The sequence below is a fragment of the Deinococcus metalli genome, assembly GCF_014201805.1.
GTDB classification, from domain to species: Bacteria; Deinococcota; Deinococci; order Deinococcales; family Deinococcaceae; genus Deinococcus; species Deinococcus metalli.
Map to the genome: position 1 here is coordinate 812,461 of NZ_JACHFK010000001.1, position 22,607 is coordinate 835,067.

Consider the following 22,607-nt stretch of genomic DNA (forward strand, 5'->3'; position numbering starts at 1 on the left):
AGGCCGGCCGCAGACCGCAGCTCTGCCGCGCCGGGATGCGGCACACTGCAACCATGCCCACCGCTGACTCCTCCTCGGCCGTGACCGGCCGCTCCAATGCACCTCGTACCCGGCGGGCCGCGTGACACCCCGGATTCCCAAGGTGCTGCCCGCCCAGCCCGTCGATGTGCCCCACTACGCTCCGGCCCCCGGCCGGGGGCCGGTCGCGCTCGTCAGGAGCGAGGGCAGCGTCCGCTTCGACCCGGCAGTGCTCGACGGCGCGCAGCAGGCGGCGGCGCACGCCCCCGCGCTGGGCGCTCTCCAGGGACTGGTCGCCGTGCCGGCCGACATGGTGATCGGCGACGCCGTGCGGGTCAGCATCGGCGGCAGGGAGGTGTCGCTGGTCCCGCTGTGGCGCCCGGCGGAGTCTGAAGTGCTCGTGTGCGGCGTGTACGAGCCGGTTCCCGGCACGCGCTGATCCGGACGTGTCAGCCCAGCGTGGCGCGCAGGCGCTGCACGTCGCGCTGCCAGTCGCGCAGATCCTCGGAGTCCTCCCACAGCTCGGGCAGTTCGCTGTCCGGCCCAACCACGCGGTCCACGGCGTCGAGCGCCAGGGCGCGCTGACCGCTCACGCTGCGGGCGTCGGCGTCCTCCACCCACGACAGCAGGTCGTCGTCCGTCACGAAGCGGTGGTCGCCGGACGTGATCGCCGCGATGATCTCAGCGGCGGCGATGGCGCGCGAGCCCTCCTCAGCCTCGACGTAATCAAGGTCCGGGTCGAGCACCACCTCCAGGGCTTCCCGGAGCGCCACCGCGCCGTCCTCCACGACTTCCTTGATGAAGTCTGCGGCGCTGTCGTTGTCGAAACTGCCGGTGCCCCAGGTGCCCATATGTTCAGGGTAATGGGATTCGGTCAGGCGCGCCTTCACCCAAGCCTTCTCTGTGGAGGGAAATTCGTCCTCGGAGGCAGGTCAAGCCGCAGCAGACAACGGCGCATTCCCCGTCACCACCGGTGACGTGTCGGACTGAACGGAGCGGGCCAGGGTCTCAGGGTGGACCGCATCTGTCACGTTTCAGGCACGCGGCCACGCCCGGTGAATGCAGGAGGCGAACTGGTCTGCTGCCAGGTCGACTCCCGTACATCGATGCTTCTGCTGAGGTGCACGTGGTCGAGACGACCAAAAACGGGAACTGTGTTGGCACGACGTACGACGCCGGTGCGTCCGCGCGGAGGTCACCTGGTCAAGCAGGTCTAGCTTGGTTTCCCTAAGTCAGCCGTATCGCGGCAAGTGCCCGAATCCGGCGCGCCTACGCTGGAACGTCGCTGCCGTAGGTTCGCTCGACATAGGCCTCCAGCAGCGCCTGGAAGTCCTCGGCGATGCGGGGGCCCTTCAGGGTGGTCAGGAGTTTGCCGTCCTGGTACACGGGGGCGCGGGGGTCCTCGCCGGTGCCGGGCAGCGAGATGCCGATGTTGGCGTGCTTGCTCTCGCCGGGGCCGTTCACGATGCAGCCCATCACGGCGACCTGCATCTCCTCCACGCCGGGGTACCTCGCCTTCCACTCGGGCATGGTGTCGCGGATGAAGTCCTGGATCTTCTGAGCAAGTTCCTGGAAGAAGACGCTGGTGGTGCGCCCACAGCCGGGGCAGCTCGTGACCTGCGGCAAAAACTGGCGCAGCCCCAGGCTCTGGAGCATCTGCTGGGCGACCTCGACCTCCAGCTTGCGGCTCGCGCCGGGTTCCGGGGTCAGCGACACGCGGATGGTGTCGCCGATGCCCTCGGTGAGCAGCGGCGCGAGGGCCACGCTGCTGGCCACGATGCCCTTCATGCCCATGCCGGCCTCCGTCAGGCCCAGGTGCAGCGGGTAGTCGCACAGCGGGGCAAGCTGACGGTAGACCTGCCACAGTTCCGGCGCGCTGCTGACCTTCACCGAGATCAGGATCTTGTCGTGCGCGAGGCCGAGCTGTTCGGCGTACGCGGCGGATTCCAGCGCGGACACGACCATCGCGTCGATCATGACGTCCGTGCCGCTCTTGGGGCTGCCGGCGGCGGCGTTCGCGTCCATCAGGCGGGCGAGCACCTGCTGGTCGAGGCTGCCCCAGTTCACGCCGATCCGCACCGGCTTGTCGTACTCCCGGGCGACCTCGATCATGGTGGCGAAGTTTGCATCGTGGTGCTGGCCGGCCCCCACGTTGCCCGGGTTGATGCGGTACTTGGCGAGCAGCCGCGCCGCCAGCGGAAACTCGCGCAGCAGGATGTGCCCGTTGTAGTGGAAGTCCCCGACGATGGGCACGCTCAGGCCGACCTCCGCGAGCCGGGCGACGATCTCGGGAATGGCGGCGGCAGCTTCGCGGGTATTGACGGTCACGCGCACGATCTCGCTGCCGGCGCGGGCGAGCTGCGCGACCTGGATGGCGGTGCCCTCGGCGTCGGCGGTGTCGGTGTTGGTCATGCTCTGCACGACGATGGGGTGCGCGCTGCCGATGGGCACGCCGCCCACGTCCACGGTCACGGTCTGGCGGCGGGTGGTCATGTGGGCAGTGTACGCGGGGCGGTGCCCGGCGGTCAGGAAGGACGCTTACGACGGCCGGCGTCCTGCGCGTGGTCGAGGATGGCATTCACGCCGAGGTCGATGCCGCCGCGCGGACCGCTGCCGCCGTAGATTCCGGCGCGGTCCAGGCTGGCTGCGCCGTGCAGGAACGTCCACACGGCGACCGCGTGGTCCGTGTCGTCGAGGTCGCCGCTGAGCGCCCCGACGAGGCCCAGCAAGGTGTTCCACAGCGCCTTACCGGCGTCCGTGGCCAGGCCGTTGGCGGGGCCGTGTGCGTCCGGGACAAGCAAGAGGGCGTAGGCGTGCGGGTGGGTGCGGGCGTAGTGCAGGTACGCCCCGGCGGCGGCCTGGAGTGCGTTGCGGGGCAGGTGGCCCTCGGCGGCGCGGACGAGTTCGGCCTGCAGGTCACGGGCCGCTCGCTGCGCGAGGGCGTGCAGCAGGGCGTCCCGACTGTCGACATGGCGGTACAGGCTGCCAGCCCGCACACCCAGCGCGTCTGCAAGTGAGCGCATGCTCAGCGCGTCGGGGCCGCCGGCCTGGAACAGCGTCCACGCGACCTCCTCAATGGTCTCGGGCGTGAGCTTGGACGGATAGGGCATCGGGTGAACAGTGTACGCCTTGACAGCGCGGCCACGAAAACGTACAGTGTTCATCATGAAAGCGAACACTGTTCAGACCGCGCCGGGCACGACGGTCGGCGGCGCCGATGTCCTCGCCTTCGCCACGGAACTCGGCGCGCTCGGGGCCGTGGCGGTGTGGGGCTGGCACTCCGGCGGTTGGATGGGCGCGCTGGGCACGGCCCTCACCTTCGGGACGGTGTGGGGCGTGTTCCTGTCGCCCAGAGCGGCCGTGCCGGTCACGGGCGTGTGGTGGCCGCTCGCCAAGCTCGCGGTGTTCGCCGTCAGTGCCCTGGCATTGAGCACCGTCGCCGGCGTCGTGCCCGCGGCAGCGCTGCTCTCCCTGGCCCTCCTGAGCGCCGTACTGGGGGGCACGCGATGAGTCGCCCTCCGATCCGCGTCACGCAGTTTGGCCTGATCAACACCTACCTCGTGCCGGAAGCGGACGGCGTCACGCTGATCGACGCGGGTCTGCCGGGCCTGGAGCGCCGCGTCCAGCGCGCTGTCCGCGCCCTCGGCCGGCCACTGACCCGCGTTGCGCTGACCCATGCCCACGACGACCACATCGGCGCGGTGGACGCCCTGATGGCCGCCCGGCCCGGTCTGGAACTCCTCGTCGGCGAGAACGACGCCGCGCTGCTCGCGGAGCGGGGCTGCCGCGCCGCGCCCACCCGCCTGCTGCGGGCCGGCGACCGGATCGGATCGCTGACGGTCATCGACACGCCGGGGCACTCGCCCGGCCACGTCGCCTTCCTGGACGACCGCGACGGTACGCTGTACGCCGGCGACACCTTCGTGAGCGTTCCGTCCCTCCACGTCGCCAGCGTCCTGAGCGCCGTGTTCCCCCTGCCAACGCTGGGCACGCACGACCCCGCGCAGACCACCCGCAGCGCCCGCGCCCTGCTGGATGTGCCCGCGCGGTTCCTCGCGGTCGGTCACGGCCGGGTGCTTGCCGATCCGCTGCCCGCGATGCGCCGCGCGGTCGAACACGCCGAAAGTGGGGAGGAGCCGTCGGCCCTGACGCGCCGGATCGCCGGGACGGTGGCGCGCATGACCGGGATGGGCAGCGCGGCAGCCGTCGCCGGCAAGAACGGGGTGGCTCAGCAGAGCGAGCGCTGACGGCCGTGCACGTGGGCACCGCCGGCAACGCCCCCGGTCACACGCCCAGGTAGGCCTTGATGATGTCCGGGTCGCCCATCAGCTCGGCGCTGGGACCCTCCTTGACGAGCTTCCCGAGTTCCAGCACGTAGGTGCGGTCTGTGACCTTCAGCACCTGCCGGACGTTCTGCTCCACCAGCAGCACCGTCAGGCCGAGTTCGCGCAGGCTGCCGATCACGCGCATGACCTCCAGCACGACCAGCGGCGCGAGGCCCAGGCTGGGCTCGTCCATCAGCAGCACTTCCGGCTCGCTCATGATGGCGCGGCCGATGGCGACCATCTGCTGCTCCCCGCCGGACAGCGCCGCCGCCGGTGACGTGCGCTTCTCGGTCAGGCGCGGGAAGAAGTCGTACACCTTCTGGAGGTTCGCGGCGCGGTTCGCCTTGGTGCGCGGCAGGTACGCGCCCATCAGGAGGTTCTCCTCGACGGTCATCTGCCCGAACAGCTGCCGGCCCATCGGGACGTGCGCGACGCGCATCTCGGTGATGCGGTGCGGCGGGACGCCGTTCAGGTTCTGCCCGCGGTACTCGGCCGCGCCGCCCCTGGCCTTGAGCATGCCCGACACGACGCGCAGGATCGTGCTCTTGCCCGAGCCGTTCCCGCCGACCAGCCCGACGAGTTCGCCCTTGTCCACGTGCAGCGACACGCCGAACACGACCTGCACCTCACCGTACGCGACCTCCAGGTCACGGACATCCAGCACCCGTTCACCGGGCACGAAGCCGGGGCGCTTCACGGTGACGGCCGTCATGGGCGTCCTCCGCGGCGGCCTGCGGACTCCGGGCCGGGAGCGGGAAGGGACAGGTTCGTCTCGGGGCCTGCAACGCGGAGCCCGTGGCTGCCGTTCTCAGTCATCGTCGTCTCCCAGGTACGCACGGATCACATCGGGGTGCGCGGCGACGTCGTGCGGGTCGCCCTCGGCGAGGAGTTCCCCGAAGGCCATGCAGATCACGTGGTCCGACAGGCTCATGATCACGTGCATGATGTGCTCGACCATCACGATGCCCAGCCCGGACTGCGCGAGCTGCCGGATCAGGGCGACCATCTCCTGCTGGCCCGGCGGGTTCAGACCCGCGATGCTCTCATCGAGAAACAGCATGCGGGGCTCCAGCGCGAGCGCCTTGGCGAGTTCCAGACGGCGGCGGCGCGCCAGGTTCAGCTGTGACGCCGGCTGCGCGGCCCGGTCTGCGAGACCCACCCGTTCCAGCACGTCGTAGGCGTGGTTCTCCGCGGCGCGGCCTCGGTACTTGAGGAACGCGGCCACCAGGACGTTCTCCAGCACGCTGAGGTCCTCGAAGGGCCGCTCCACCTGGAAGGTGCGGGCCATGCCGAGTTTTGCCCGCACCTGTGGCTGCGCGTGCGTGATGTCGCGCCCATCGAACGCGACGCGGCCCTCGCTGGCCTTCACGAAGCCCGTCAGGGCGTTGAACAGCGTGGTCTTGCCCGCGCCGTTCGGGCCGATCAGGCCGAGGATCTCGCCGGGCCGCACCGCGAGGCTGATGTCCTTCACGGCCACCACGCCGCCGAAGCGCACGGTGATGTTGCTCGCCTCCAGCAGGGGCGGCCCACTGGGCGCGTGCACCGGCTGCCCACCGAAGTCGGTCCGGCCGGCTATGACGGCGGGACTCTGCGACGGCCCGCTCATCGTGCCGTCCCCAGCTTGCGGCCACCGCGCTGGAACAGGCCCATCACGCCGTTCGGAGCGAAGAGCGTCACGACCAGAATCAGCACGCCGTAGATCAGGAGGTTCGCGTTCGCGAACACGTTGCGGAAGATCTCGCCGAACACCGCGAGCAGGATCGCGCCGATGGCCGGGCCCTGGATGGTGCCGCGCCCGCCGATGATGGCCATCAGGGCGATTTGCACACTGATCGGCAGTTCCAGCAGGGTGTGCGGCTCGAAGGCCTGCAGGTAGATGCCGTACAGCGCGCCGCCCAGCGCCGTGAGCGCCGCGGAGATCATGAACGCGATCACCTTCATGCGCGTGGGGTCGATGCCCAGGGCGCGGGCGCCGTCCTCATCCTCGCGCACGGCCTGCAGCGCGTAGCCGAGGCGGGAGCGGCGGATGGCGTGCGTGATGCCGAGCGTGAGGACCACGAAGGCCGCCGCGAGGATGTACTCGGCCTTGCGGTCGAACAGGTCCAGGCCCAGGAAGCGCGGCAGGTCCGGCATGAACAGGCCCTCGCTGCCGCCGGTCCACTCGGAGTTGATGGCAATCAGACGGATGACGAGCGCCACCGCGATGGAGGACAGCGTGAAGTAGCTGCCGCGCAGGCGGAACGTCAGGCCGCCCCACACCGCCGCGATCAGGGCCGCAAGCACCATGGCGATCAGCGCGCCCCACCACGGCGCGACCGGCCCGCCGAAGATCGCCGGCACGCGCTCGGGAATGGCGAGCAGGGTCATGGTATACGCGCCGATACCGAGCAGCGCCGCGTGCCCGAGGCTGGTCTGCCCGGCCCACCCGCCCAGGATGTTCCAGCTCATGGCGAGCCCGGCGAAGATCAGGGTGGACACGCCGAAGTTCATGGCCTTGCCGAAGAACATGGGGTACAGGACGATCACGGCGATCAGCGCGGCGCTTAGCCACATGTTTCCGAAGGTCAGGGCGCGGGGGCGCGCGGCGGGAGCAGTGGTGGTGGCGGTCATACGCGTTTCACCGTGCGCCCGAACAGGCCCTCGGGGCGGAGCAGGAGGACGAGCAGGAACGCGACCAGGCCGTACGCGTCACGGTAGTTGTTGCTGATGTAGAACGCGCCCAGCGACTCGATGGTGCCGAGCACCAGGCCGCCCACGACGGCGCCCGGCAGGTTCCCGAGACCGCCCAGCACGGTCACGATGAAGGCCTTGGTGGTGTAGTTCTCGCCGACGGTGGGAAAGGCGTACAGCAGCGGCATGAGCAGTACGCCCGCGATCGCGGCGAACGCGACGCCCAGCCCGAACACGATCGCTTGGATGGTGGCGGTCTTCACGCCCTGGAGTTCTGCGCCCAGCGGATTCTGCGCCGTGGCGCGGATGGCCCGCCCGAGTTCCGTGCGGTACAGCAGGAAGTTCAGGCCCCCGATGGCGGCCAGCGTCCCGATGCCCGCCACGATGAGCGGAATGCTGAGCTGCACGCCGCCGAGCTGCACCGTCTTCGTGGCGTACGCGACGTTGATGTTCTGCGGCTGCGCGCCGAAGGTCAGCAGCAGCGTGTTCGAGATGATCAGGCCCAGCCCGAGCGTGGCGAGCATGCTGCCCTCTGCCAGCCGGTCACCCAGGCGCGCGAGGATGACGCGCTGGATGACGTACCCGAGCGCGAAGCCCACCGGCGCAGCCACGAGCACGCTGAAATACGGATCGAGGTTGAACGCGCGGAACAGGGCCAGCGTGATGAACATGCCGATGGCGAGAAAGTCCCCGTGCGCGAAGTTGATGACCCGCATGACCCCGAAGATGAGGCTCAGACCGGTGCCGATCAGGGCGTACAGGCCGCCGGTGAGCAGGCCCTGCGCGATCGTCTGAATGAGTGCCGTGGCGGCCGCTGGATCCATGAATGCTCCTTGAGGACAGGGGGTGGGAGAGGGACTATTTGCCGAGAATCAGCTTGCCGCGGGCGGCGCTGGCGGGTCCGACCGTCACGAACTTGCCCTCCTGCACCTGCGTGATCAGGCCCACCACGGAGTTCTGGTTGGTGTACCCGCCGTACGTGCGGAACGCGACCGGTCCGAAGGCGGTCTTGAGGTTGGTCTGGGCCAGGGCGGCGCGCACCTTCTCGGGGTCGGTGCCGCCGGCGCGCTTCACGGCGTCGATGGCGGCGAGCATCGCGGCGTAGCTCTGCGCGGCGTGCTGGCTGGGTTCCGCGCCGCCCAGCGCGGCCTTCAGGCGCGTGTACAGGTTCTGCGCGCCGGGGTAGCGCACGTCGGGGTTCCAGACCATCGTCACCAGGAAGCCCTCGGCGGCGTCGGCCGCGCCGGTCAGGAACGCCGGCAGCGCGAAGCCCGTCGCGATCCCCGCGATGATGCGGGGCTTGAGGCCCACCTCCTTGACCTGTTTCGTGAGCGCCACGGCGTCCTGCTCGTACGAGGCGAAGATCACGACGTCCGGGTTCTGGCCCTTGTAGCGGTTCAGCAGGGGCCGGAAGTCCGTGAGGCCCTGGTCGTAGGTGTCCTTGCCCAGGATGGTGTAGCCGGCGCCGGGCAGCAGCTTGGTCGCGTCGGTCAGGACGCTCTTGCCGAAGGCGTCGTTGCTGGTGAGGATCACGGCCGTCTTCAGGCCCGGCGTCTTGCGCAGCTGATCGATGAGTGAGCGGGTGTACACGCTCGACTGGTTGTTCACGCGGAAGGTGTAGGCGTTGCCGGGCTTGGTGATGGTCTCGTCCACGGCGGTCGCGACGAGCAGCGGCACCTTCACGCGCGCCATGTACTGCGACAGGGGCTTGGTGATGCCGCTCGCGTACGCGCCGATCACGACCGGCACCTTCGCGTTCACGAGCTTCTCGGCCGCCGTGAGGGCCTTGTTGGTGTCGCTGGCGTCGTCCTCAATGGCGAGCTCGACCTTCTGGCCGTTCACGCCGCCCCGGGCGTTGACCTCGTCGAGCGCGACCTTGAAGCCGGCCTGCTGCATCTGCCCGAAGGTGGCGAAGCGGCCCGAAAGGCTGGTGATCGCGCCGATCTGGATGGTGCCCTGGGCAGCGGCGCTGGCGGCGGTGGCGAGGAGCAGGGTGGTGATGATCCGGGTCACGGGAAACCTCCTGGACGGAGCGCGCCGCTCCCTGGGGAACGGCGCGCCGGGCGAAGCTCAGCGTTCAAACTTGATGGCGCGCGGCACGACCTCCTTGGGGTACACCGGCACGAACACGCCGTTTTGCACCTGCTGCGCGACCATCGCGAGCGGGTTCTGGTTCCGGAAGCCGTCGTAGTCCTTGAACTGGATCGGGCCGAAGGCGGTCTGCATGCTCACGGCGTTCAGCGCGGCCTTGACCTTCTCGCGGTCCGTGCTGCCCGCCGCCTTGAGGGCCTCGGCCGCCACGAGCACCGCGGCGTAGCCCTGCGCGGCGTGGTAGCTGGGATCGGCCCCGCCCAGCGCCTTCTTGAGGTCGACATTCAGCTTCTGCGTGCCGGCGTAGCGCAGCTGCGGGATCCACGCGGTGGCGGTCACGACATTCTCGGCGGCGCTGCCGCTGTCCTTGATGAAGTCCGGCAGCGCGAATCCCGCCGCGCCGCCCGCGAACAGCCGGGGCTTCACGCCCACCTCGCGCGCCTGCCGCATCACGGTGACGCTGTCGGCGGCGTAGGAGACCATCAGGACGCCGTCGGGGTTCTTGGCCTTCATGCGGTTCAGGACCGGGCGGAAGTCCGTGAGGCCCTGGTCGTAGCGCTGGTCCTCCACGACCTGGATGCCGTAGGCCTTGGCAAAGTTCTGCGCGGCGTCCGCGACGGACTTCTCGAAGGCGCCGGTGCCGGCGATGATCGCCATGGTCTTGAACTTGTTGTCGCGGAAGATGTTCAGGATCACGCGGGCGTACTCGGTGGCGGGCTGGTTCATGCGGTAGGTGTAGTCGCTGCCGGGCTTCGTGATGTCGTCGCCGCTGGACGTGAACACCAGGTTGGGCACCTTCTGCCGCGCGAGGTACTGCGCCTGCGCCTTCACGAGCGAGCTGGAGTACTCGTTCAGCACGAGCGGCACGCCGGCGTTCACGAGGCGCTCGGCGGCGGCGAGTCCCTTGTTCACGTCGCTGGCGTTGTCCTCGATGATGAGTTCGAGTTTCTTGCCGAGGACGCCGCCCTTGCGGTTGACCTCCTCGATGCCGACCTTGAAGCCGGCGAGCTGCATCTTGCCGAACTCCGCGAAGCGCCCGGTGACGGACGTGATCGCGCCGATCTTGATCGTGTCCTGCGCCGCCCCCTGCGTGCTCAGGGCGAGGGTGGCGAGGGCGGTCAGGGTGAGGACTGTGCGCATGTGCAGCTCCTTTGTGGGTGTGGCGGTGCCACGGTGGGTGGGCAGGGATTCACGCATGGTGGCGCCGGACGGCGTCGGACACGCGCTGGAGGTGCGAGCGCATGGCGGTCTCGGCGGCGGGTCCGTCCCGCTGCCGCAGCGCCCGCTCGATGCTGCGGTGCTCCTCGTGGCTGAGTCTCAGGTGCCACGCCTCGTTCAGCAGGAGCGGCCCGGCGAGGCGCATCTCGCGCATCAGGAGTTCGGAGTGGCGGATCACGCGGTTGTTGCCGCAGGTCTGCACGATGATCTGGTGGAAGCGGGCGTCGAGGTCCCGGAAGGAGCGGGGGTCACCGATCGCTGCGGCTCCCTGCGCGTCCAGGACGCCGCGCAGCGCGGTGAGGTCGGTGCTCGTCATGCGTTCGGCGGCGAGCCGGGCGGCGAGGGCGTCGATGCTGGCGCGCAGGTCGTACAGTTCCAGCACGTCGCCCAGGTTGAGGCGGGCGACCTCCACGCCGCGGCGGGTGTGCTCGACCGCGAGGCCCTCGCCGACGAGCAGCAGGACCGCCTCACGGACAGGCGAGCGGGACACTTCCAGCTGCCGGGCGAGTTCCGGGACACTCAGACGGGTGCCGGGCGGCAGGTCGCCGGACAGGATGGCGGCGCGCAGGCGGTCGCGGACAAGGTCGACGACGCGCGTGCTGGCAACGGGCTTCAGCAAGGGCGGGCTCCTTTGTGACATTGAGCAGGTTGTGGTACTCCGGAAGTGTTACATGTAATCGGCCGGTGTGCAAGCCCGTCGCGCTTGACCACCCCCGCGCCGCGCGGCACACTGGCGGCACAACCCGAAGGCAACGCCTGCCGCGCGCGGCACGACCACACCTGATCCCCAGGAGGCCGTGCCGCGCGTGCCCTTGACCCCACCGGAGCGCCATGACCCAACCCACGACCCGCCAGACCCCCTTCGCCCTCCCGTCCCCAGCGCCCCTGCCCGCCGCCCAGCACGACGCCACCCCCGGCTACACCGAGGTGCTCGGGGCACTGCTCGGCTCCACGGTTCGCCTCCGGCTGCGGACCACGCTGCCCGTCACGGGCGTGACGCTGCGCTTCGTGCGCGTCGGGGAGATCGAGTCCCACCCCGCCCGCGAGATCCACGTGCCCCACGGCGAGGGCCGCTGGTTCGAGGCCGAGCTGCCGGTGCACGACCTGCGCGTGCGCTACGCGTGGCAGCTGCACCTGCCGGACGACCACCTGAACGTGACCCGGCTGGGCGTGCACCACACCCGCCGCGGCTTCCGCGACTGGTTCCAGTACCTTGCCGGCTACGCCGCGCCGGAGTGGGCGTGGACGGCGGTGTTCTACCAGATCTTCCCCGACCGCTTCCGCAACGGCGACCCCGGCAACGACGTGCAGACCGGCGAGTACGAGTACGCGGGCCGCCCGGTGCAGCACGTGGCGTGGGACACCCCGGTCACTCGCGAGGGCGACATCCACGCCCATTACGGCGGCGACCTGAACGGCATCGCGCAGGCACTGCCGTACCTGACAGACCTCGGGATCACGGGCCTGTGGCTCACGCCGGTCTTCGTGTCGCCCAGCAACCACCGCTACGACATCACGGACTACCGCCGCATCGACCCCCATCTCGGCGGCGAGGCCGCGTGGGACGAACTCGTGCAGGGCGCCGACGCTGCCGGCATTCGCATTGTGCTGGACGGCGTGTTCAACCACATGGGCAACGAGAACGCGCTGTTCCGCGCGGCGCTGTCGCGCGAGGACGCCCCGGAACGCTCGCTGTTCACGTGGCGCGACGAACCGGGCAAGCCCCCGTACCACTCGTTCTTCGATGTGCCCACCCTGCCGAAGATCGATTACCGGAGCGGGTTCGCGGTGCAGGAATTCCTGGCGGGCGAGGAGAGCGTGGTGCGCCACTGGCTGCGCCGGGGGACGGCCGGGTGGCGCCTGGACGTCGCGCACATGATCGGGGCAGGCGGCACCGACGCCGACAATCTGCCGCTACACCGCACCCTCAAGCGCGCCGCGCGGGAGGAACGTCCGGACGCCTTCGTCTTCGGCGAACGCTTCTTCGACCCGGAGCACGCGTTGGACGGTCAGGGCGAGGACAGCGCCATGAACTACCACGGCTTCGGCCTGCCCGTCATGCAGTGGGCGGCGGGTCGCACGTACTTCGACGAACCCAGCCGTCTGGGCGGCGCGGAACTCGTGGACATCCTGTGGGACGCGTACCACGCGCTGCCGCCGCAGGTCGCCCTGACCATGGTGAACCTGCTCGAATCGCATGACATCGGCCGGGCGCTGTTCCGGCTGGGAAATGACCCGGCGCGCTACGCCGCGATGTTCACCCTGCTGATCGCGTACCCCGGCGTGCCGTGCATGTACTACGGCACCGAGGTCGGCGTGAGCCAGTCGCGGCCCGGCAACATGCCGTGGTGCCGCGAACCCATGCCCTGGGACGAGGCGCGCTGGAACACCGACCTGCGGGCACACGTGCAGGCGCTGGTGCAGGTCCGCAAGGCTGAAGTGGCCCTGCAACGCGGAGACCTGACCTTCCTGCCGGCTGGCGACGACGCCCTGGCCTTCCTGCGCGAGTACACCCACGCGGACGGCCGGACGGAGCGGGCCGTGGCCGTCGCCAGCCGCCTCGCGCAGCCGCATCCCCTCACGCTGGTGCTCCCGGATGGCGCGTGGCACGACGTGCTCGGCGGCGAAATCCTCCAGGGCGGCGAGGTCACGCTGGACGCGCACGGCGGCCGCCTGCTGGTGCAGCGCTGAGGACGTCCCCCGCCCCGCCGCGTGACGTACACTTGTGCCACATGGCACATGCAGCGGATTCGGCACTGTACTCGCACTGGGTCACCCTGCTCGGCTGGCTGGAGGCCGAGGCGACCGCGCGCGGCCTCGAGTTCTCCAAGGTCGCGGACTTCCCCGACTACATCTACCGCATGGAGCGTCCCTACGACCTGCCGACCACGGTCATGAGCGTCGCGCTGGGCAGTGGCGGCCAGCCCCTCGTGGTCGCAGCGGTCAGCCCGCGCCACGTCGACCTGAAGGGCGTCAGCCTGCGTCTGATGGGCGGCAGCAAGCACTGGCACCTGCATGCCGGCGAGGGCGGCCTGCTGGAAGGCAAGCGGCCCTTTACCCGCGAACGCCTCGCCACGGTGCTCGACGGCGTGGTGCGCGGCGTGGCGGTGTAGAACACCGCGAGAGCATGGGCGGCCAGACCAGGCCGCCCTTTTTCGTTCAGGTCACGGCAGCACGCGGAAGGCGATAAAGCCCGCGCCGATGCCGATGAGCGTGCCGGCCAGCACTTCCAGGTAGGTGTGGCCGAGCAGCACGCGCAGTGGCGTGGGCGCGAAGCCCTCGCGCACGACGGCGCGCAGTTCGTCCACCAGCTCGTTCAGCAGCCGCGCCTGCTGGCCGCTGCTGTGGCGCACGCCGGTCGCGTCGTACATCACGATCAGGGCGAACACGGCGCTCATGGCAAACAGGGGGCTGTTCATGCCCTCGCTGAGCGCCACGCCGGTCGTGAGGGCCGCGACCATCGCGGAGTGGCTGCTGGGCATGCCGCCGGTCTCCATGAACGCGGCGGGGCGCCAGCGGCGCTCGAACAGCAGGATCAGGATGACCTTGAGCACCTGCGCGCCGGTCGAGGACAGCACCGCGGTCCACAACCAGCGGTTCCCGAGCAGGTCAGCGAAGGAGTTCACCCAGGGCTCCGGATCGCTGCCGCTCGGCGGCCTGCACGGTGTTCGCCATCAGCTGCGCGACCGTCATGGGGCCGACGCCGCCGGGCACGGGGGTCAGGGCCGACGCGACAGCCGCGACGTGAGGGTGCACGTCGCCGGTCAGGTGGCTCTTGCCGTCCTCGCCCACCACGCGGTTGATGCCCACGTCGATCACGACCGCGCCGGGCGCCACCATGTCGGGCGTGATCAGGTGCGCGCGCCCGACGGCCGCGACCAGGATGTCCGCACTGCGCGTGATCGCCGCGAGGTCGCGGGTGCGGCTGTGAGCGACCGTGACGGTGGCGTCGGCCGCGAGCATCAGCCCGGCCAGCGGGCGGCCCACCAGGCGGCTGCGGCCCACGATCACCACGCGGCGCCCGGCGACCGCAACGCCGTAGTGCGCCAGCATGGCCATGATACCCGCCGGAGTGCACGGCGCCAGGGCGGGGCGGCCTGACCACAGGCGGCCCACGTTCACCGGGTGCAGGCCGTCCACATCCTTGTCGGGGTCGATGGCCTCCAGCACGGGTTCCTCGGCGATGTGGGCGGGCAGCGGGAGCTGCACCAGGATGCCATGTACGTCCGGGTCGGCATTCAGCGTGGCGACCAGAGCGAGCAGGTCGGCCTGTGGGGTCGCCTCGGGGAGCGCGTGCACGGTGGAGCGCAGGCCCGCCTCGCCTGCCTTCTTCGCCTTGCCGCGCACGTAGCTGACGCTGGCGGGGTCGTCCCCGACCCGCACGATCACGAGGTGCGGCGGCGTGGGCAGACCGGCTGCCTGCGCCGAGGCAGTGGCGATCACGGCCTCGGCGGCGGGCGGCCCGGCCAGGCGGGTGGCCGTGCCTGTCGTCACTCGGCCTCCTGGGTGGCCGCCGCGGTCCCCAGGCTGCGGCTCAGACCCGCCAGCACGCCGTTGACGAAACGGCCGGAGTCCTCGCCGCCGAACTTGCGCGCGATCCGCACGGCGCTCTCGATAACGGGCGGGTGCGGTTCCGGGCGGAACATCATCTCCAGCGTGGCGAGCCGCAGGATGTTCAGGTCGGTCTGCGCCATCTGCTCGAAGCTCCAGCCACGGATGGTGCGTTGGAGCGTGCCGTCGATCTCGTCCTGGTGGGCCAGCAGGCCCTCCATGAGTTCGTGGGCGAAGCTCAGGGCGTCGTCGCTCAGGGCCGGAAAGGTGTCGTCGCCCTCCCGCATGGCGCCCTCGGCGCGGGTGAAGGCGGCGCGCAGGCTCTGGTCGCCGCGCTGAGCCTCGAACAGCGCCCGGAACACGAACTCGCGGGCGGCGCGGCGCGTTCCGACCGGTCGGGCGCCCCGTTCACGGCGGCGCGTCAAGAGACCGGCCCCTTCGGCAGGCACACGTTCTGTACGGTCACGTTCACGGCCCGGACATTCAGGCCGGTCATGAGTTCGATGTTCTCGCGCACGGCCCGCTGCGCACGCTGCGACAGCGCCACCAGATTCAGGCCGTAGTCGATGTTCAGACCGACGTCCACGGTGACGTCGCCGCCCTCGCGCGTGACCTTCAGGGCGCGGGGGCGCCGGGCGCTGGCCTGCGGGCGCAGCACCTCTCCGACCTTCAAGGTGGCGGGCGCGACGGACGCGCCCTCGATGCCGTCCAGGGTGGTGCTGGCGATATCCAGCAGCACGTGTTTGCTGATCTCCACTTCGGGTGTTGCCATGCGTAATGCCTCCGGGCGCGGCCGCCGCGGGCCGCGTCACTCCAGTGCAGTGTAGTCGCTGGCACCCGCGTCGGGGTCGCCGGGCTCCGGGGGCAGCACACCGCGCCCCCGCAGCAGCGCGTCCAGTCCCGCCTCGTCGAGCACGGCGACCTCCAGTTCGCGGGCGCGGTCGAGTTTGCTGCCGGCCTCCTCGCCCGCGATCAGGAACGAGGTCTTGCCGGTCACGCTGCCGGTCACGCGCCCGCCCGCCTGTTCCAGCTGCGCCTTGATGGCCTCACGCGGGCGCGACAGCGTGCCGGTGAGCACGAAGTTCAGCCCCTTGAGCTGCTCGCCGCGCACCGCCGCCGCCTCCTGCGGATTCAGGCCGGCGGCGCGCAGGCGGGCGATCAGCCCCTGCATGCTGGGATCGGCCAGCGCCCCGGCCACGCTCTCCCCGATCACGCCGCCCAGGCCCGGCACCGCCGCGATCTGCTCGGGTGTGGCGGCCAGCAGGGCGTCCAGAGTGCCGAAGGCATTTGCCAGCGCCTGCGCGTTGCGCTCGCCCACGTGGTTCACGCCCAGCGCGTTCACCAGGCGCCACAGCGGGCGGGTGCGGCTGGCCTCCAGCTGCCCCAGGATGTTCTGCGCCTTCTTGTCGCCGCCGCGTTCCAGCCCGGCGAGCTGCTCGGCAGTGAGGCCGTAGAGGTCGGCGGCGTCGCGCACCAACCCGTGCTCGAGGAGCTGCGCGATCAGTTTTTCCCCGATACCGCGGATGTCCATCGCGCCGCGCGACACGAAGTAACGCAGGCGCTCGAACTGCTGCGCCGGGCACGCGGGGTTCGGACAGTAGGTGTTCGCGTCGCCCTCGGCGCGCACGGCCTCGTGACCGCACTCGGGGCAGTGGGTGGGAAAGGCGTAGGGCACGGCGCCCTCGGGCCGCTTCTCGGGCAGCACGCGCATGATCTGCGGAATCACGCCGCCGGACTTGCGCACCACCACGGTGTCGCCCACGTGCAGCCCCAGGTCACGGATGAAGTCCTCGTTGTGCAGGGTGGCGCGGCTGACGGTGCTGCCCTCGATCAGCCGCGGCTGGAGGTGTGCCAGCGGCGCCAGCTTCCCGGTACGCCCGACGTTGATGGTGATGCTCTCCAGCACCGTCTCGACTTCCTCGACCGGGAACTTGTACGCGATGGCCCAGCGCGGCGCTCGGCTGGTAAAGCCCGCCTCGGCCTGCAGCCGCAGCGGATCGAGTTTCAGCACGGTGCCGTCGGCGTCGAACTCGAAGCTCTGACGCGCGGCGATCATGCGCGCGTGATAGTCGGCCGCCGCCGCGATGCCGTGCAGCGTCTCCGTATGCGCGCTGACCGGGAAGCCCTGCGCCGCCAGCCATGTCAGCACCCCGGACTGGGTGGTGACCGGCACGCCGTCGCGTTTGCCCAGCATGTAGAACAGCGCCCGCAGGTGCCGCGAGCGCGTGACCTCGGGGTCCTTCTGCCGCAGCGCTCCGGCCGCGCCGTTGCGGGGGTTCTTCAGCAGCGGCGTGCCGAGTTCCTCGGCCTGGGCGTTGAAGGCGGCGAAATCGGCGCGGGACATGTACACCTCGCCGCGCACTTCCAGTTCGCCGGTCAGGCCCGGCAGCGACGTGGGGATACCGGGCACCGTGAGCACCTGTGCGGTCACGATCTCCCCCACCGCGCCGTTGCCGCGCGTGGCGGCCCACTGGAGTTCGCCGTCCACGTAGTACAGGTTCACGCTCAGGCCGTCGATCTTGAGTTCGCCGGTGAAGGTGAAATCGTCGTGGTCCGTCGGCAGGTTCAGCGAGCGGGCCAGTTTCTCGCGCCACTCGCCTAGCTCGGCATCCGAGAAGACGTTGTCGAGACTGGTCATGGGCGTGGGGTGCGTCACGGGCTGGAACGCCGCGCTGGGCATGCCGCCGACCGCCTGGGCCGGACTGCTCGCCGCGCCGGCCTCGGCGGCGGCCCGGGCGGCCCACTCAGGATTCGCGGCTTCCAGGGCGCGGAGCTGGCGGACCAGCGCGTCGTACTCGCTGTCCGGGATCTCCGGCGCGTCCTGCTCGTGGTACGCGCGGTTGTGCCGGGCGACGTCCCGACTCAGGGCGAGGTAGGCATCGAACGCGGGCTGATCCATGCCCTGAGCGTAGCATCACGCCCGGTTCCGCTCCCATCAAAACGGCGTCAGGTCCGGACGCTACGGTGGACACCGCTCCGTCCCTGCCACAGCGGGCGGCTGCCGTGGGTCTAGACACCTTGCGGTTTTCTTATACTCTGTGCAGGCAGACCCCCGCAGTTCAGTCCTGGAGGAACCACCATGAAAAAGCTCGTGACCCTGGCCCTCGCCGTGAGCACCACCCTCGCCGCCGCCCAGACCATGCGCGTCGGGATCGCCTACGACGCCGGCGGCAAATTCGACAAGAGCTTCAACCAGAGCGCCTACGAAGGCAGCCAGCGCGCCGTGAAGACCCTGGGCGTGCAGGTCAAGGACTTTGAACCCAGCGACCCCAGCCAGGTCATCCAGGGCATCCGCTCCTTCGCCAACGAGGGCTTTGACCTGACCATCGGCGTGGGCTTCGCGAACAACGCCAGCATCTCGCAGGTCGCCAAGGACAACCCCGACCTCGCCTTCGGCCTGGTGGACGACGTGTCGACGCAGAAGAACGTCGCCAGCCTGACCTTCCAGGAAGAGCAGGGCTCGTACCTGGTCGGCTACATCGCCGGCATGAACTCCTCGACCGGCGTGGTCGGCTTCGTGGGCGGCATGGACATCCCGCTGATCCACAAGTTCGAGGCCGGGTACACCGCCGGCGTGAAGGCCGCCAACCCCAGCGCCCGGGTCATCGCGCAGTACGTGGGCACCACCCCGGAAGCGTGGAACAACCCCGGCAAGGCCAAGGAAATCGCGGGCAGCATGCGTTCGCGCGGCGCGGACATCATCTTCGCGGCGGCCGGCGCGAGCGGCAACGGCGTGATCGACTACGTCAAGCAGACGCAGTGCGTGAAGGCCGCCAACCTGCCCTCCGGCGTGAAGTTCACCAGCGACAACTTCGCCAAGGTGTCCAAGAGCGCCAGCTACAAGGCGGCGTGCGCCGGCAACACCCGGCCGCTGTTCTTCATCGGCGTGGACAGCAACCAGAACTACCTGGGCGACTTCGACAAGAACCCCGCCACCCTCAACCACGGCCTGACCAGCATGCTCAAGCGTGTGGACAACGCCGTGTACACCCTGATCAGCGACGTCAAGGACAACAAGTTCAAGGGCGGCCAGCGCGTGTTCGGCCTGAAGGAAGGCGGCGTGGGCTACGCGGTCGACCAGTACAACAAGGCCCTGATCAGCAGCGCGCAGGTGCTGAAGGTCGAGGCCGCCAAGGCCAAGATCATCAGCGGCTCGATCAAGGTGCCGACCAAGTAAGCTGCACGTCTTCGGCACGCGGCGACCCCGGAGGGTCGCCGTTGTGCTTGATGGCGGCTGGCCGCCAATGCCTCCTGCCACCAGTGCCGACAACCACAGGGGATCAATCGGAATCCGTATTACACTCGGCGGGTGCCGCCCCGGCCGGATCTGGCGCTCGCCCTCGTGAGGATCGCGACGGGCGGCGTGTTCGCCGTGCACGGCTGGCAGGCGGTGTTCACGACCGGCCTGACGGGCCTGACCCGGCTGTACGCGGCGGCGGGCGTGCCCCTCCCCCTGCTGGTCGCGCCGGTCACAGCGATCCTGGACCTGCTGGGCGGCGTGCTGCTGGTGCTGGGTGTGGGCGCCCGCGGCCTGGCGGGCCTGCTGGGCGGGGTCACGGTGCTGCTGACCGTGGCCCGCTGGGCACATGGCCTGCTGCCGGTCACGCTGGCCGAGCTGTGTGCCCTGCTCGTCGCGGGCTGTGCGGCCGTCGCAGTGGGCGGCGCGGGTCAGCCGGCGGTGGACGGGTGGCGGCCCGGCGCCGTGGCGCCGGCGAAGCGGACCCGCAGCCGGCGCTGACGCGGCGGGCGTCCGCTCAGCGGTCGGTGGCTCCGCCCACGGGCAGGGGCTGGCCGAACTCGTCCACGACGTCCACGCGCGTGTAGGTACCCTCCACCCTCACCAGCGTCCACGGACTCGTGATGGCCTGCGTGGTGATGCTGCCGGGCCCCGGCACGCGCAGCTGCACCGTCAGCGTCAGGACGCCTCCGCTCGCGCTGGCACGCACCACGCGGACGCCGTACCCGCCGGTGTTGCGCTGCCCGAGAAAGATGCCGACGACCGTGCCGCTCCCGACGCTGGCGGGAGTGGGCACATCCGTCTGGCGGCCGTGGGCCTGGGTATACAGCGTGGCGACCTCCGCGTCGGTGGTGGCGACCTGCACGGTCGGGGCGCTCACGCGGGCGTTGGTGCCGCTGCTCAGTTCGGTGTAGGTCACGCGGTCTCCGGTGGTGGCTGTGACGGGCGAGGGCTTGGGGGCGGACGCCGCCGGCGGCGCCGCGACATACAGGCCGGTGCGTCGGTATGTGCCGGGTGCGGGGTCAAGGGTCAGCGGGGTGTCCGGGATCGAGTCCTCGGCCAGCACCGCCACGTACAGCGGGCCCTGGTGCAGCAGCGCCGCCCCCAGCGCGTCCGCCTCCGCGTCCGTGAGGCGGCCGGCTCCGCGCAGGGACGTCGCGGGCGCCATGTCCACCATGCCCGACGTGCCGCTCAGCCGCGTCCAGCGCTCGCCGTCGGTGGCATAGACAGTCGTCACGGCCGGGGTGCTCGCGGTGATCTGCACCCGGCTGCCCTCGGGCCGGGCGGCGAAGGGAGCGCTCAGGGACGCGGCCTTCACGCGGTACGCGGCGTGACCGTCCACGCTCAGGGTGCCGGGCAGGCCGCCGGCGGCCGAACTGTCCCCCAGAGTGGCGCGGTGTCCGTCGATGGTCAGCGTCGTGCGCGCGGCGTCCGGCCCGCCGTAGATCCACACCACCCGGTCCTGCGTACCGCCGTACAGCACAGCCTCGTGCACCTCGACGGCTCCGGCGCCGGTGGCGCGGCAGCCGACCAGACCCGCCGACGCCACGAGCGCCGCCGCGAGGGCCGCCCGCCGCAGCGGACGTGGAAACGGGTGGGCAGCAGTCATGCCCACAGCGTAGGCGCCGGGGCTGATGCCCGGCTGAGGATCACGTGGAGGACACCCCGACGTCCGCGGCGCCCAGCAGTTCGCGCGCGTGCCGCAGCGCGGCCTCGGAGGTGTTGCCGCTGAGCATGCGGGCAATCTCGTCCAGACGCGCCGAGTCGTCCAGGCGCTCGACGGCGCTGACCGTGCGGCCGTCCTCCACGCGCTTCGTGACACGGTAGTGCTGGTCCGCGCGCGCCGCGATCTGCGCGAGGTGCGTGACCACGAAGACCTGCCGTGTGCGCGCCAGCCGGCGCAGCTGCTCCGCGACCGCCACTGCCGCGGACCCGCCGATCCCGGCGTCCACCTCGTCGAACACCACCGAGGGCGTGTCGGCGCCCAGCACCGTGCTGATTGCGAGCATCACGCGCGACAGTTCCCCGCCGGACGCGACCTCCGCCAGCGGCGCGAGGTCCTCGCCGGGGTTGGCGGTGAAGTGCAGCGTCACGTCGCTCAGGCCGTGGGCCGTCGCCTCGGCGGCCGGGTGCAGCCGGAAGTCCAGCCGGGCGTGCGGCATCCCCAACTCGCGGATCACCGAGACGAGCTGAGCGGCGAGCGGCGCGGCGCGGGCCGTGCGGGCGGCGTCCAGGGCGCGTCCCGCCGCCCGCACGTCAGCGTGGCGCTGCTCGACGTCGCGGTCGAGGGTGCCCGCGTCGTGCTCGTCGCGCGTCAGGGCGGCGAGTTCCGCCTCGACCTGCGCGTGGAAGGAGATCACGTCGTCCAGCGTTGGGCCGTACTTGGTGCGCAGCTTGCCCAGCGCGCCCAACCGGGCCTCGACGCGCGCGAGTTCCTTGGGGTCCGGCGCATTGCCCTCCGCGACGCTCCGCAGTTCACCGGCCACCGCCTGGATGCTGTCCAGGGCCGCGCGCAGTTCCGTCTGGAGGGTCGCGCTGGTGGGGTCGTACCTCGCCCCGGCGTTCAGGGCGCGCACCGCCTCGGCCAGGAAGCCGACCGCGTTCTCGTCGCCGTCCGCGATCAACTCCAGCGCCCCGGCCGCGCCCTGGGCGATGGTGTCGAGGTTTGCCAGGCGGCTCAGCTCGGTCTGGAGGGGCTCCTCCTCGCCGGCCTGCGGGGCGACCTCGGCGATCTCGGCGGCCTGGAAGCGCAGCAGGTCGAGTTGCCGCGCCCGCTCCCGCTCGGTGGCGCGCAGGGTCTCCAGGCGCGTGCGGGCGTCCTGCCACGCGCGGTACGCCTGCGTGTAGGTCTCCACCTCGGCCGGCAGCTGCTTGTCGAGCAGGGCGCGCTGGTTGGCCGGAGTAAGCAGGCTGACGGCGCTGTGCTGCCAGTGGATGGTCAGGCGCTGCTGTGCCCAGTCCTGCAACTCGCGCACGCTCACGACCTCGCCGTCCACGCGGGCCGTGCTGCGGCCCTGCACGTTCACGCGCCGGCTCGCGCTGTCGTCGTCCCAGAAGCCCGTGACGAGCAGGTGCTCCTCGCCGCTGCGGATCAGGTCGGTGTTCGAGCGGGAGCCCAGCAGCAGGCCCAGCGCGTCCACGATGATGCTCTTGCCTGCCCCGGTCTCGCCGGTGAACACCGTGAAGCCGCCGGTGAGGTCGAGGGTCAGTTCCCGGATGGTCGCCAGGTGCCGCACTTCCAGCCGGCTCAGCAGCGGCCCGGCCGGGAGCGCGGGAGCGGCAGGAGCGTCGGTAGAGCGGGCAGCGCGGGCCTTGCGGGTCACGCCCACGAGTGTAATGCCTGGGCGCAGCCGGGCCGGGAGCCACGTCTCAATCCCTGCGCGGTCCTGGCGGGCGGGCGCGCGGGAAGATGAATTCACCATTACATTGCCCCCACGATTGCCCCGGACGGCTGGACGACAATGCGCGGAAGCCCGTCCGACGGACGGAAAGGAGTA

Annotated in this window: 24 protein-coding genes; 7 read left to right on the forward strand and 17 right to left on the reverse strand. The window is 70.7% G+C overall.

The window, feature by feature from the left end:
* The first annotated feature begins 121 nt into the window (after positions 1-121).
* Complete coding sequence (locus HNQ07_RS03945; RefSeq protein ID WP_184109564.1) at positions 122-457, forward strand: hypothetical protein; 336 nt, start codon at positions 122-124, stop codon at positions 455-457.
* 10 nt (positions 458-467) lie between these two features.
* Here HNQ07_RS03945 and HNQ07_RS03950 read toward each other — a convergent pair whose 3' ends face one another.
* From HNQ07_RS03950 to HNQ07_RS03960, 3 genes are all read right to left on the reverse strand, one after another.
* Positions 468-869 (reverse strand): DUF4259 domain-containing protein, encoded by a 402-nt coding sequence (locus tag HNQ07_RS03950; protein WP_184109565.1) that lies wholly within the window; start codon positions 867-869, stop codon positions 468-470.
* A 418-nt stretch (positions 870-1,287) separates the two neighbouring features.
* On the reverse strand, positions 1,288-2,511 hold the full coding sequence (gene ispG / locus HNQ07_RS03955) for a flavodoxin-dependent (E)-4-hydroxy-3-methylbut-2-enyl-diphosphate synthase (RefSeq protein ID WP_184109566.1): 1,224 nt from the start codon (positions 2,509-2,511) through the stop codon (positions 1,288-1,290).
* A gap of 32 nt (positions 2,512-2,543) precedes the next feature.
* The gene (locus tag HNQ07_RS03960) at positions 2,544-3,128 is read right to left on the reverse strand and encodes a TetR/AcrR family transcriptional regulator (RefSeq protein ID WP_184109567.1); all 585 of its coding nucleotides are present in this window, start codon (positions 3,126-3,128) and stop codon (positions 2,544-2,546) included.
* 55 nt (positions 3,129-3,183) lie between these two features.
* Between HNQ07_RS03960 and HNQ07_RS03965 the strand changes: the two genes are divergently transcribed.
* On the forward strand, positions 3,184-3,528 hold the full coding sequence (locus HNQ07_RS03965; protein WP_184109568.1) for a YrdB family protein: 345 nt from the start codon (positions 3,184-3,186) through the stop codon (positions 3,526-3,528).
* Positions 3,525-4,265 (forward strand): MBL fold metallo-hydrolase, encoded by a 741-nt coding sequence (locus HNQ07_RS03970; protein WP_221274676.1) that lies wholly within the window; start codon positions 3,525-3,527, stop codon positions 4,263-4,265. The genes HNQ07_RS03965 and HNQ07_RS03970 overlap by 4 nt, the downstream gene beginning before the upstream one ends.
* A 37-nt stretch (positions 4,266-4,302) precedes the next feature.
* On the opposite strand, the gene HNQ07_RS03975 is transcribed toward HNQ07_RS03970, so the two are convergent.
* From HNQ07_RS03975 to HNQ07_RS04005, 7 genes are all read right to left on the reverse strand, one after another.
* On the reverse strand, positions 4,303-5,055 hold the full coding sequence (locus HNQ07_RS03975) for an ABC transporter ATP-binding protein (RefSeq protein ID WP_184109569.1): 753 nt from the start codon (positions 5,053-5,055) through the stop codon (positions 4,303-4,305).
* A 96-nt stretch (positions 5,056-5,151) separates the two neighbouring features.
* A complete protein-coding gene (locus HNQ07_RS03980; protein WP_184109570.1) occupies positions 5,152-5,949 on the reverse strand; it encodes an ABC transporter ATP-binding protein in 798 nt (265 codons plus the stop codon).
* Positions 5,946-6,953 carry a branched-chain amino acid ABC transporter permease gene (locus HNQ07_RS03985; RefSeq protein ID WP_184109571.1) on the reverse strand — a complete coding sequence of 336 codons (1,008 nt, stop codon included), beginning with the start codon at positions 6,951-6,953 and terminating at the stop codon, positions 5,946-5,948. Before HNQ07_RS03985 ends, HNQ07_RS03980 begins: the two co-directional genes overlap by 4 nt.
* Positions 6,950-7,837 (reverse strand): branched-chain amino acid ABC transporter permease, encoded by an 888-nt coding sequence (locus HNQ07_RS03990; protein WP_184109572.1) that lies wholly within the window; start codon positions 7,835-7,837, stop codon positions 6,950-6,952. Before HNQ07_RS03990 ends, HNQ07_RS03985 begins: the two co-directional genes overlap by 4 nt.
* 34 nt (positions 7,838-7,871) lie before the next feature.
* A complete protein-coding gene (locus tag HNQ07_RS03995) occupies positions 7,872-9,026 on the reverse strand; it encodes an ABC transporter substrate-binding protein (RefSeq protein ID WP_184109573.1) in 1,155 nt (384 codons plus the stop codon).
* A gap of 57 nt (positions 9,027-9,083) precedes the next feature.
* On the reverse strand, positions 9,084-10,244 hold the full coding sequence (locus tag HNQ07_RS04000; protein WP_184109574.1) for an ABC transporter substrate-binding protein: 1,161 nt from the start codon (positions 10,242-10,244) through the stop codon (positions 9,084-9,086).
* Positions 10,245-10,293: 49 nt separating this feature from the next.
* The gene (locus HNQ07_RS04005; protein ID WP_229831742.1) at positions 10,294-10,941 is read right to left on the reverse strand and encodes a GntR family transcriptional regulator; all 648 of its coding nucleotides are present in this window, start codon (positions 10,939-10,941) and stop codon (positions 10,294-10,296) included.
* Positions 10,942-11,153: 212 nt separating this feature from the next.
* On the opposite strand from HNQ07_RS04005, the gene HNQ07_RS04010 reads away from it, so the two are divergent.
* Complete coding sequence (locus HNQ07_RS04010; RefSeq protein WP_184109576.1) at positions 11,154-13,013, forward strand: alpha-amylase family glycosyl hydrolase; 1,860 nt, start codon at positions 11,154-11,156, stop codon at positions 13,011-13,013.
* Positions 13,014-13,054: 41 nt separating this feature from the next.
* Positions 13,055-13,435 carry an NADH-quinone oxidoreductase subunit 15 gene (locus tag HNQ07_RS04015; protein WP_184109577.1) on the forward strand — a complete coding sequence of 127 codons (381 nt, stop codon included), beginning with the start codon at positions 13,055-13,057 and terminating at the stop codon, positions 13,433-13,435.
* Between the two features lie 51 nt (positions 13,436-13,486).
* Here HNQ07_RS04015 and HNQ07_RS04020 read toward each other — a convergent pair whose 3' ends face one another.
* From HNQ07_RS04020 to ligA, 5 genes are read right to left on the reverse strand one after another with little or no spacing between them, the layout of a single operon-like run.
* Complete coding sequence (locus HNQ07_RS04020; RefSeq protein ID WP_184109578.1) at positions 13,487-13,948, reverse strand: divergent PAP2 family protein; 462 nt, start codon at positions 13,946-13,948, stop codon at positions 13,487-13,489.
* Complete coding sequence (gene folD, locus HNQ07_RS04025) at positions 13,932-14,816, reverse strand: bifunctional methylenetetrahydrofolate dehydrogenase/methenyltetrahydrofolate cyclohydrolase FolD (protein ID WP_184109579.1); 885 nt, start codon at positions 14,814-14,816, stop codon at positions 13,932-13,934. The genes HNQ07_RS04020 and folD overlap by 17 nt, the downstream gene beginning before the upstream one ends.
* The gene (gene nusB, locus HNQ07_RS04030; RefSeq protein WP_184109580.1) at positions 14,813-15,298 is read right to left on the reverse strand and encodes a transcription antitermination factor NusB; all 486 of its coding nucleotides are present in this window, start codon (positions 15,296-15,298) and stop codon (positions 14,813-14,815) included. Before nusB ends, folD begins: the two co-directional genes overlap by 4 nt.
* Positions 15,295-15,645, reverse strand: coding sequence for an Asp23/Gls24 family envelope stress response protein (locus tag HNQ07_RS04035; protein ID WP_184109581.1), 351 nt, complete (start codon positions 15,643-15,645; stop codon positions 15,295-15,297). The genes nusB and HNQ07_RS04035 overlap by 4 nt, the downstream gene beginning before the upstream one ends.
* A gap of 36 nt (positions 15,646-15,681) precedes the next feature.
* Entirely contained in the window at positions 15,682-17,772 is a 2,091-nt protein-coding gene (ligA, locus tag HNQ07_RS04040; protein ID WP_184109582.1) for an NAD-dependent DNA ligase LigA, read from the reverse strand.
* 180 nt (positions 17,773-17,952) lie between these two features.
* On the opposite strand from ligA, the gene HNQ07_RS04045 reads away from it, so the two are divergent.
* Positions 17,953-19,050, forward strand: a complete 1,098-nt coding sequence (locus HNQ07_RS04045; protein ID WP_184109583.1) for a BMP family lipoprotein — start codon at positions 17,953-17,955, stop codon at positions 19,048-19,050.
* 132 nt (positions 19,051-19,182) lie between these two features.
* Complete coding sequence (locus HNQ07_RS04050) at positions 19,183-19,611, forward strand: DoxX family protein (protein WP_184109584.1); 429 nt, start codon at positions 19,183-19,185, stop codon at positions 19,609-19,611.
* Positions 19,612-19,627: 16 nt separating this feature from the next.
* Here the strand turns inward: HNQ07_RS04050 and HNQ07_RS04055 are convergent, their stop codons facing one another.
* Together HNQ07_RS04055 and HNQ07_RS04060 are read right to left on the reverse strand one after the other, a co-directional pair.
* Positions 19,628-20,719 carry a protease complex subunit PrcB family protein gene (locus HNQ07_RS04055; RefSeq protein ID WP_184109585.1) on the reverse strand — a complete coding sequence of 364 codons (1,092 nt, stop codon included), beginning with the start codon at positions 20,717-20,719 and terminating at the stop codon, positions 19,628-19,630.
* Between the two features lie 40 nt (positions 20,720-20,759).
* Positions 20,760-22,433, reverse strand: a complete 1,674-nt coding sequence (locus HNQ07_RS04060) for a DNA repair protein RecN (RefSeq protein WP_229831741.1) — start codon at positions 22,431-22,433, stop codon at positions 20,760-20,762.
* Positions 22,434-22,607 lie beyond the last annotated feature (174 nt).

What these genes read in the sequence shown, in the direction of transcription:
- HNQ07_RS04055 (WP_184109585.1), bottom strand. Translation starts at nt 20,719, where the DNA reads ATGACTGCTGCCCACCCGTTTCCACGTCCGCTGCGGCGGGCGGCCCTC.
- HNQ07_RS04035 (WP_184109581.1), bottom strand. Translation starts at nt 15,645, where the DNA reads ATGGCAACACCCGAAGTGGAGATCAGCAAACACGTGCTGCTGGATATC.
- HNQ07_RS04000 (WP_184109574.1), bottom strand. Translation starts at nt 10,244, where the DNA reads ATGCGCACAGTCCTCACCCTGACCGCCCTCGCCACCCTCGCCCTGAGC.
- HNQ07_RS04010 (WP_184109576.1), top strand. Translation starts at nt 11,154, where the DNA reads ATGACCCAACCCACGACCCGCCAGACCCCCTTCGCCCTCCCGTCCCCA.
- HNQ07_RS03970 (WP_221274676.1), top strand. Translation starts at nt 3,525, where the DNA reads ATGAGTCGCCCTCCGATCCGCGTCACGCAGTTTGGCCTGATCAACACC.
- ligA (WP_184109582.1), bottom strand. Translation starts at nt 17,772, where the DNA reads ATGGATCAGCCCGCGTTCGATGCCTACCTCGCCCTGAGTCGGGACGTC.
- HNQ07_RS04045 (WP_184109583.1), top strand. Translation starts at nt 17,953, where the DNA reads ATGAAAAAGCTCGTGACCCTGGCCCTCGCCGTGAGCACCACCCTCGCC.
- HNQ07_RS03975 (WP_184109569.1), bottom strand. Translation starts at nt 5,055, where the DNA reads ATGACGGCCGTCACCGTGAAGCGCCCCGGCTTCGTGCCCGGTGAACGG.
- ispG (WP_184109566.1), bottom strand. Translation starts at nt 2,511, where the DNA reads ATGACCACCCGCCGCCAGACCGTGACCGTGGACGTGGGCGGCGTGCCC.
- HNQ07_RS03980 (WP_184109570.1), bottom strand. Translation starts at nt 5,949, where the DNA reads ATGAGCGGGCCGTCGCAGAGTCCCGCCGTCATAGCCGGCCGGACCGAC.
- HNQ07_RS03965 (WP_184109568.1), top strand. Translation starts at nt 3,184, where the DNA reads ATGAAAGCGAACACTGTTCAGACCGCGCCGGGCACGACGGTCGGCGGC.
- HNQ07_RS03950 (WP_184109565.1), bottom strand. Translation starts at nt 869, where the DNA reads ATGGGCACCTGGGGCACCGGCAGTTTCGACAACGACAGCGCCGCAGAC.
- HNQ07_RS03960 (WP_184109567.1), bottom strand. Translation starts at nt 3,128, where the DNA reads ATGCCCTATCCGTCCAAGCTCACGCCCGAGACCATTGAGGAGGTCGCG.
- HNQ07_RS04015 (WP_184109577.1), top strand. Translation starts at nt 13,055, where the DNA reads ATGGCACATGCAGCGGATTCGGCACTGTACTCGCACTGGGTCACCCTG.
- HNQ07_RS03985 (WP_184109571.1), bottom strand. Translation starts at nt 6,953, where the DNA reads ATGACCGCCACCACCACTGCTCCCGCCGCGCGCCCCCGCGCCCTGACC.
- HNQ07_RS03990 (WP_184109572.1), bottom strand. Translation starts at nt 7,837, where the DNA reads ATGGATCCAGCGGCCGCCACGGCACTCATTCAGACGATCGCGCAGGGC.